Here is a 6,767-nt window from a genome sequence, read left to right on the forward strand (position 1 = left end):
CGGGCGAGCGCCTGCGTGCCACCGGGCGCGGGGTTGTCGGGGGCGAGCGCGTCGCCCTGGCGCGCGGCGCCGGAGACCGCGAGCGAGGCCAGCGCGACGACGACGGCAAGGGCGGCCAGCGCGATCCACGTCCCGGCCCGCCGGAGCGCCTGTCGCGGCGTCCGGGTCGCGGCCGTCGCGAGGGCGGCGGCGGCGGGCATGGGAGCGCTCACCGCTGACCCGCGCCCACGGGCTCGTGCAGCACGGGGACGGCCGTGCGGAGGTCGCGGTCGAGGGCGGAGAGCCGGTCGAGCATCTCCTCCGTACCGGGTCGGCCGAGGTAGCGCACGGCGTCGAAGTCGTCGGCGGCCCCGACGAGGCGCGCGGCGTGGGCGGGGTGCGCGGATCCCGCGCGCCGGGCGAACCCGCGGGCGGTGGTCCCCGGATCCACGGCCACGATCGTGCGCTCGGCCTGCTCGCGCGCGATGGCCCGGAAGAGGTCGGATGCGGCCGCCGCCAGGTCGCCCGCCCGACGGGACGCCTCGGCCGCGCGGCGCAGCTCCTCGGCGGAGCGCCGGTCGTCGGATCCGAACAGCCCGTCGCCACGCGCGGCCGCCCGCCTGCGGTCCCGCCGCGGCGCCCCGAAGACGAGGAACGCCACCACGACGACCGCGAGGACGAGCACGCCGATCACGACGGGCGCGAGGTCGGCGAGGCCCCCGCCCGCCCCGCCGAGGAGGTCGGCGATCCAGTCGCCCACCGCCTGCGCCGCGAGGTCGAGCGCGTTCGGGCGGGCGGCCTCGTACTCCGGCTTCGCGAGCTCGTCGAGGAGCAGCCGGCGCGCGTCGTCGGCGTCGGGATCCACCGGGACCGCGGCCGCATGCGCGACCGCGGCGAGGAGGAGGGAGCCGGTCACGCGCGTCCCGGACCGGCGGTGGTCGCGCCGGCAGCGGGCGCCGCGTACGGATCCCGCGCGTCCGGCCCGGTCGCCGAGTCCGCGCCCGCCGCGCGCTCCTCGGCGAAGCGCGCGAGCTCGAGGTCGAGCCCCTCGCGCCGCATCCGCAGGTCGATGTAGAGGATGGCCGCGTTGGCGGACGTGACGACGGCGCCGATGCTCCCCACCACCACGCTCACCACGAGCGAAAGCAGCTGCGCGCCGAGATAGAAAACCGCGGAGGCGTCGAAGGTCTGGAAGTCGAGCTCCCCGTTCGGGAAGAGCACGCCCTGCAGGATGGAGGTCAGCAGGGTCAGCGGGATGGTCACGACGTTCGTGGCCGCGGACACGATCACCGCGGTGAGCAGCAGGATCCCGAGCACGCGCCAGAACGACCCGATGGTGATCGACCACGACCGCCGGGCCGCCGCCAGCGGACGGAGCCGCTCGATGACGATCGCGCTCGGCACGAGGGCAAGGCGCGTCGAGACCCACGCCGAGACGACCACGAGGCCCATCACGCCGAGGACGCCCACGAGGATCCCCGCGACGATCCCGCCGCCGCCGGCGAGCACCAGCAGTGCGACGATGCCGACGAGCACCCCGAAGACGAGCGTCCACGCGGCCGTGAGGGAGAGGCTCCAGAGCACGAGCGGCACGAGGCGCGGGCGGGCGAGACGCCACAGCGCCCGCATGCGCAGCCGCTCGCCGAGCGTGCCGCGCGCCACCTCGCTCGCCACGACGCCCTGGAGGAAGGCCGACGCGACGATCGACAGCACGATCGTCACGAGCGCGGCGATCACGACCGCCGTGACGCCGCCGGCGATGAGCGGGCCCTGGTCCGCCTCGCGGGCCGAGAAGATGCGCGTGACGACGAAGCCGGTGACGCCGCCGACGATCACGAGGGTCACCACGCCGACGAGACCCTGGATGAGCAGGGCGCTGCCGACCGTCGCGCCGGGGTTCCGCCGCAGGGTCTGGAACGAGCCCGCGAGGATCGCGCCGAGGCCGAGCGGCCGCAGCGGCAGCAGGCCGGGCTTCGGCGGTGGGGTCCAGCCGGGCGCGGAGCCCCAGCCGGGCGGCGGCGGGAAGCCGGCGCCGGGCGGGGCGGCGGACGGGGCGGCGTACGGGGACGCCGGCGGCCAGCCGGGCGGCGGCGGTGCCGCGTGGCCGGCGTCCGACCGCGTGCGATCCGGATCCGGGGACCCTCCCTGACCGGACGGTGCGCCGCCCGGGGCCTGCCAGCTCTGGTCATCGGTCACGGTCGCCAGCCTCCCACAGGCCGCGCGCGAAGTCCCGCGCCGGAGGTGTCCGGCCGATCCCGCCGATCCACCGGCTACCCTGGGGGCACACGAGGACAGGGAACCCAGATCACATGACAGCACGGATCCTGGTGGTCGACGACGACACCGCTCTCGCCGAGATGATCGGCATCGTCCTGCGCACCGAGGGGTTCGAGCCCTCCTTCTGCGCGGACGGCGGCCAGGCGCTCGCCGCCTTCCACGAGGCGAAGCCCGACCTGGTGCTCCTCGACCTCATGCTCCCCGGCCTCGACGGCATCCAGGTGTGCGACCTCATCCGTGCCGAGTCGGGCATCCCCATCATCATGCTCACGGCGAAGTCCGACACGGCCGACGTCGTGAAGGGCCTCGAGTCCGGCGCGGACGACTACATCGTCAAGCCCTTCAACCCGAAAGAGCTCGTCGCCCGCATCCGCACGCGCCTGCGCCCCGCCGCCGCCGCGTCGCCCGGGCTCCTCCAGGTCGGCGACCTCGTGGTCGACGTCGAGGGCCACGAGGTGCGCCGCGGCGAGGACCGGATCAACCTGACGCCCCTCGAGTTCGACCTCCTGCACGCGCTCGCCAGCCGGCCGCAGCAGGTGTTCACGCGCGAGATGCTCCTCGAGCAGGTCTGGGGCTACCAGTACAAGGCCGACACGCGCCTCGTCAACGTCCACGTGCAGCGCCTGCGCGCGAAGGTCGAGGACGACCCCGACAACCCGCGCATCGTCATGACCGTCCGCGGCGTCGGCTACCGCGCGGGGGCCGCGGCCTAGCCCCATGCGCCCCCTGCCCGTGTGGCTCGTCGACTGGAGGTCGTGGCCGCGCCGCCTCGTCCGGATCTGGTCGGTCTCCCTCCAGTTCCGCACCGTCCTCATCACGGTCGCGCTCTCGGGCGTCACCGTGCTCCTCATCGGCGTGCTCATGACGCAGAGCATCTCGAGCGACCTCTTCCGCCAGCGGCTCGACACCGTCCTGCAGCAGTCGAACAGCGCCACCAGCCGGATGCAGGAGCAGTTCACCTCGTCCGACGCCAGCGACCAGACCGAGCTCGAGCAGCTGCGGACGCAGGTCTTCGACGAGCTCCGCGGCAGCGCCATCAACCTCTCCGACTTCGCCTTCCGCCGCACGCCCGGCACGGAGGCGCGGAACGTGCTGCAGAACGCGTCCACGGCCGACTACGTCGACAGCCTCCTGAGCGCCGACCTCCGCCGCGCGGTCGGTGAGGGCACGGGCACCCAGCAGTGGCAGTCGGTGGCGATCCCGGTGGGGGACCAGGGCTCCACCAGCCCCGGCATCGTCGTGGGCTCGAGCATCGACATCCCGTCGGCCGGCCGCTACGAGCTGTACCTCGTCTACGACCTCGGCGACATCCAGCAGACCCTGGACTTCGTGGCCGGCACGATCCTCCTCGCGTTCCTCTTCCTCATCGTGCTCATCGGGGCGATCGCGTGGCTCGTGGTGCGGCTCGTCGTCGCGCCCATCCGCGTCGCCGCCGACACGAGCCAGAAGCTCGCGGCCGGCCAGCTCGAGGAGCGCCTGCCGGTCAAGGGCGAGGACGTGATCGCGACGCTCGCCCGTTCGTTCAACGGCATGGCCGACTCGCTGCAGTCGCAGATCACTCAGCTCGCCGACCTCTCGCAGCTGCAGCAGCGCTTCGTCTCGGACGTCTCGCACGAGCTGCGCACGCCGCTCACCACGATCCGGCTCGCCGGGGGCGTGCTCTACGACCTCCGCGAGGACTTCAGCCCGCCGGCCGCCCGCAGCGCCGAGCTGCTGCACACGCAGGTGGAGCGGTTCGAGACGCTGCTCGCCGACCTGCTGGAGATCAGCCGCTTCGACGCGGGCGCCGTCGACCTCGTGACCGAGCCGACCAACCTGGTGCGGCTCGTCGAGGACTCCATCGAGGAGTTCGAGGGGCTCGCCGCGCAGAAGGGCTCGGAGCTCCGGCTGGTCGCCCCCGGCGGCTACTTCGACGCGGAGATGGACGCCCGCCGGGTGCGCCGCATCGTCACCAACCTCGTCGGCAACGCGGTCGACCACGGCGAGGGGCGGCCCATCGTCATCACGGTCGACAGCGACCGGGACGCCGTCGCGCTCGCCGTCCGCGACTACGGCGTCGGCATGACGCACGAGGAGATGGGCCACGTCTTCGACCGCTTCTGGCGGGCGGATCCGTCGCGCCAGCGCACCACGGGCGGCACGGGCCTCGGCCTGGCCATCTCCCTGGAGGACACGAACCTGCACCACGGCTGGCTGCAGCTGTGGTCGCGGCCGGGCGAGGGATCCTGCTTCCGGCTGACCCTGCCCCGGCGGCCGGACGTCCCCCTCGAGGGCTCGCCCGTCGCCCTGCCGCCCGACGACCCCGCGGACGACCGCGCCGACGAGGAGGACGCCCGTGTCCCCAGCACCTGACCCGCGCCCGCGCCCGCGCCGCGCCTCCCGCCGCTCCGCGCGCGCGGCCGCCGTCGCGCTCGTCGCCGCCTGCGCGGTCCTCCTCTCCGGCTGCGTCTCGATCCCGTCCGGCGGGCCGGTGTCGGAGGGCGACCCCGCCACGGTCACCGACGAGTCGGGCGTCAGCTACCAGCCGGACGGCCCGCAGGCCGGCGACGGTCCGGACGACGTCATCGCCGGCTTCGTCGACGCCGCCACCAGCTCGGCCGACCAGTACGGCGTCGCCCGCCAGTTCCTCTCCTCCGACTTCGCGTCGCGCTGGGACCCGTTCGCGAGCGTCGTGGTCTGGGAGGGGCAGGCCGAGACCTCGGAGGAGGTCGACGGCACCTACAGCTACTCCGTCACGACCATCGCGACGGTCGACGGCCAGGGCCACTACCGCGAGGTCGGCAGCGACCAGGAGACGCGCCTCTCCTTCCAGCTCGTGCAGGAGCGCGGCGAGTGGCGCATCGCGAAGGCGCCCGACGGCATCGCCCTGCGCTCCACCTACTTCCGCGAGATCTTCAGCGCGCACGCCCTGTACTTCTTCGACCCCACGTTCTCGTTCCTCGTGCCGGACCTCCGGTTCTTCGTCACGCGGGCCTCCCAGAGCGTGAGCACCCGCATCGTGAAGTCGCTGCTCCAGGGCCCGTCGCCGTGGCTGTCCCAGCCCGCGGTCGTCACGGCGTTCCCCGAGGGCACGCAGCTGGCGTCCTCGGCCGTCACCACCGCCAGCGGCACGCCGCAGGTGGACCTGTCGACCGAGGCGCGCGCCGCCGACGGCGTCACCCAGCAGCGGATGAAGCTGCAGCTCCGGCTAAGCCTGTCCAACATCCCGTCCGTGCTCGACGTGCAGATGCTCGTCGACGGCACGCCCCTCGACGTCGCGGACCTCGGCGGGCGCGGCCCGGTCAAGGACCCGCAGGCGGAGTCGCGCCCGCTCGTGCTGGCCCAGGGCCAGTTCGGCTACCTCGGCGGGGGAGATGTCGTCCCCCTCGGCACGCTGGGCACGCGCGTGACGGCCCTCGGCGCCGACGCGGCGACGCTCAGCGCGGACGGCCGGCAGGCGGCGGTGCGGAACGCGTCCGGCGTGTGGTCGGTGGGCGACGGCGACCGCGACGCCGTGCTCCTGGACACGCGCCCCGGCCTCGTCGCGCCGTCCCTCGACGCGCAGGGCTACGTCTGGTCGACGCCCGCGTCGGATCCCCGCGGGCTCGTCGCGTGGGGCCCCGACGGCGTCGGCCACCCCGTCGCCGTCAGCTGGACCGCCACCGGCCGCGTCGTCTCCCTCGAGGTCGCGCGCGACGGTGCGCGCGTCCTCGTCCAGCTCGAGACGGGCGCCGGGCCCCAGCTACTCGTGGCCTCGATCGTGCGCGACGGCGGCGTCCCGACGTCGCTCACGACGACCCCGCTCGAGCTCCTGGCCTCGCCGGGCACCCCGCTGGACGCCACCTGGGTCGACGAGCTCGACGTCGCCACCCTGACCCTCGCGCCCGACGGCGAGCGCCAGGTGGAGCTGCACCAGGTGGGCGGTCCGTCGAAGGACATGGGGTCAGCGGCCGACGGCGTCTCCATCACGGGCGCCAACGACGAGAGCGGCCTGCGCGTCCTCACGAGCGCGGGGGCACTGCTCACTCCGCGGGGCAGCACGTGGCAGCAGACGGCGACCGGCGTCTCCTTCGTCGCGACCAAGCGCTGACGTCCTCCACGGATCCACCGCGCCGGTCCGTCCGCGCCCCCGCGCGTGCGACCCTGCGCGCGTGATCCCCGCGCCCCGGCAGCCCGCCCTGTCCCTGTCCCCGTCGTCCCTGTCCTCCCGGGTGCCCTCGGCTGTCCGCTCCGCCCTGCTCGATGCCCTCGCGGTCGTCGCCCCCGTGACCTGCGCGGGATGCGGCGCTCCCGACCGCGCCGTGTGCCCGGCGTGCCGGGCGGCGATCCTCGCTCTGCCCGTCGTGCGGCCGCTCGCGCTGCCCGCCGTCCCCTCGTCGGGCGGGCGCGAGCCCGCCCGCATCGTGCCGGTGGGCTGCGGGAGCGCGTACGCGCCGCCCTGGCCCGCGCTCCTGTCCGCCCTCAAGGAGGACGGCCGCACGGACGCCGCACGGGCGCTGGCGGCCACCCTCGTCGGGGCCGTCCGCGCGGCC

General features: G+C 74.8%; 5 protein-coding genes and 2 pseudogenes. 4 read left to right on the top strand and 3 right to left on the bottom strand.

Going from position 1 to position 6,767, the window contains the following annotated elements; genetic code table 11:
* The 3 genes and pseudogenes from HDR73_RS10570 to HDR73_RS10580 form a co-directional block, all read right to left on the bottom strand.
* Positions 1-212 (bottom strand): annotated as a pseudogene (locus tag HDR73_RS10570) (DUF4350 domain-containing protein); the annotation flags it as partial.
* Positions 209-895, bottom strand: a complete 687-nt coding sequence (locus tag HDR73_RS10575; RefSeq protein WP_012298099.1) for a DUF4129 domain-containing protein — start codon at positions 893-895, stop codon at positions 209-211. The pseudogene HDR73_RS10570 and the gene HDR73_RS10575, both read right to left, overlap by 4 nt.
* Positions 892-2,175 carry a DUF7847 domain-containing protein gene (locus HDR73_RS10580; RefSeq protein WP_012298100.1) on the bottom strand — a complete coding sequence of 428 codons (1,284 nt, stop codon included), beginning with the start codon at positions 2,173-2,175 and terminating at the stop codon, positions 892-894. Before HDR73_RS10580 ends, HDR73_RS10575 begins: the two co-directional genes overlap by 4 nt.
* Before the next feature lie 113 nt (positions 2,176-2,288).
* On the opposite strand from HDR73_RS10580, the gene mtrA reads away from it, so the two are divergent.
* The 4 genes and pseudogenes from mtrA to HDR73_RS10600 all read left to right on the top strand — a co-directional run.
* Positions 2,289-2,969 carry an MtrAB system response regulator MtrA gene (gene mtrA, locus HDR73_RS10585; RefSeq protein ID WP_012298101.1) on the top strand — a complete coding sequence of 227 codons (681 nt, stop codon included), beginning with the start codon at positions 2,289-2,291 and terminating at the stop codon, positions 2,967-2,969.
* A 4-nt stretch (positions 2,970-2,973) separates the two neighbouring features.
* Positions 2,974-4,608: an MtrAB system histidine kinase MtrB gene (gene mtrB, locus HDR73_RS10590; RefSeq protein WP_041464361.1), complete on the top strand. Its 1,635-nt coding sequence runs from the start codon at positions 2,974-2,976 to the stop codon at positions 4,606-4,608.
* Entirely contained in the window at positions 4,592-6,325 is a 1,734-nt protein-coding gene (lpqB, locus tag HDR73_RS10595; RefSeq protein WP_041464362.1) for a lipoprotein LpqB, read from the top strand. Before mtrB ends, lpqB begins: the two co-directional genes overlap by 17 nt.
* Before the next feature lie 61 nt (positions 6,326-6,386).
* Positions 6,387-6,767: pseudogene (locus HDR73_RS10600) on the top strand (ComF family protein); the annotation flags it as partial.

Origin of the sequence: Clavibacter sp. (assembly GCF_014802555.1) — a bacterium.
GTDB classification, from domain to species: domain Bacteria; phylum Actinomycetota; class Actinomycetes; order Actinomycetales; family Microbacteriaceae; genus Clavibacter; species Clavibacter sepedonicus.

Excerpts from the sequence above, each read along its gene's own strand:
- mtrB (WP_041464361.1), top strand. The coding sequence starts at position 2,974 with ATGCGCCCCCTGCCCGTGTGGCTCGTCGACTGGAGGTCGTGGCCGCGC.
- mtrA (WP_012298101.1), top strand. The coding sequence starts at position 2,289 with ATGACAGCACGGATCCTGGTGGTCGACGACGACACCGCTCTCGCCGAG.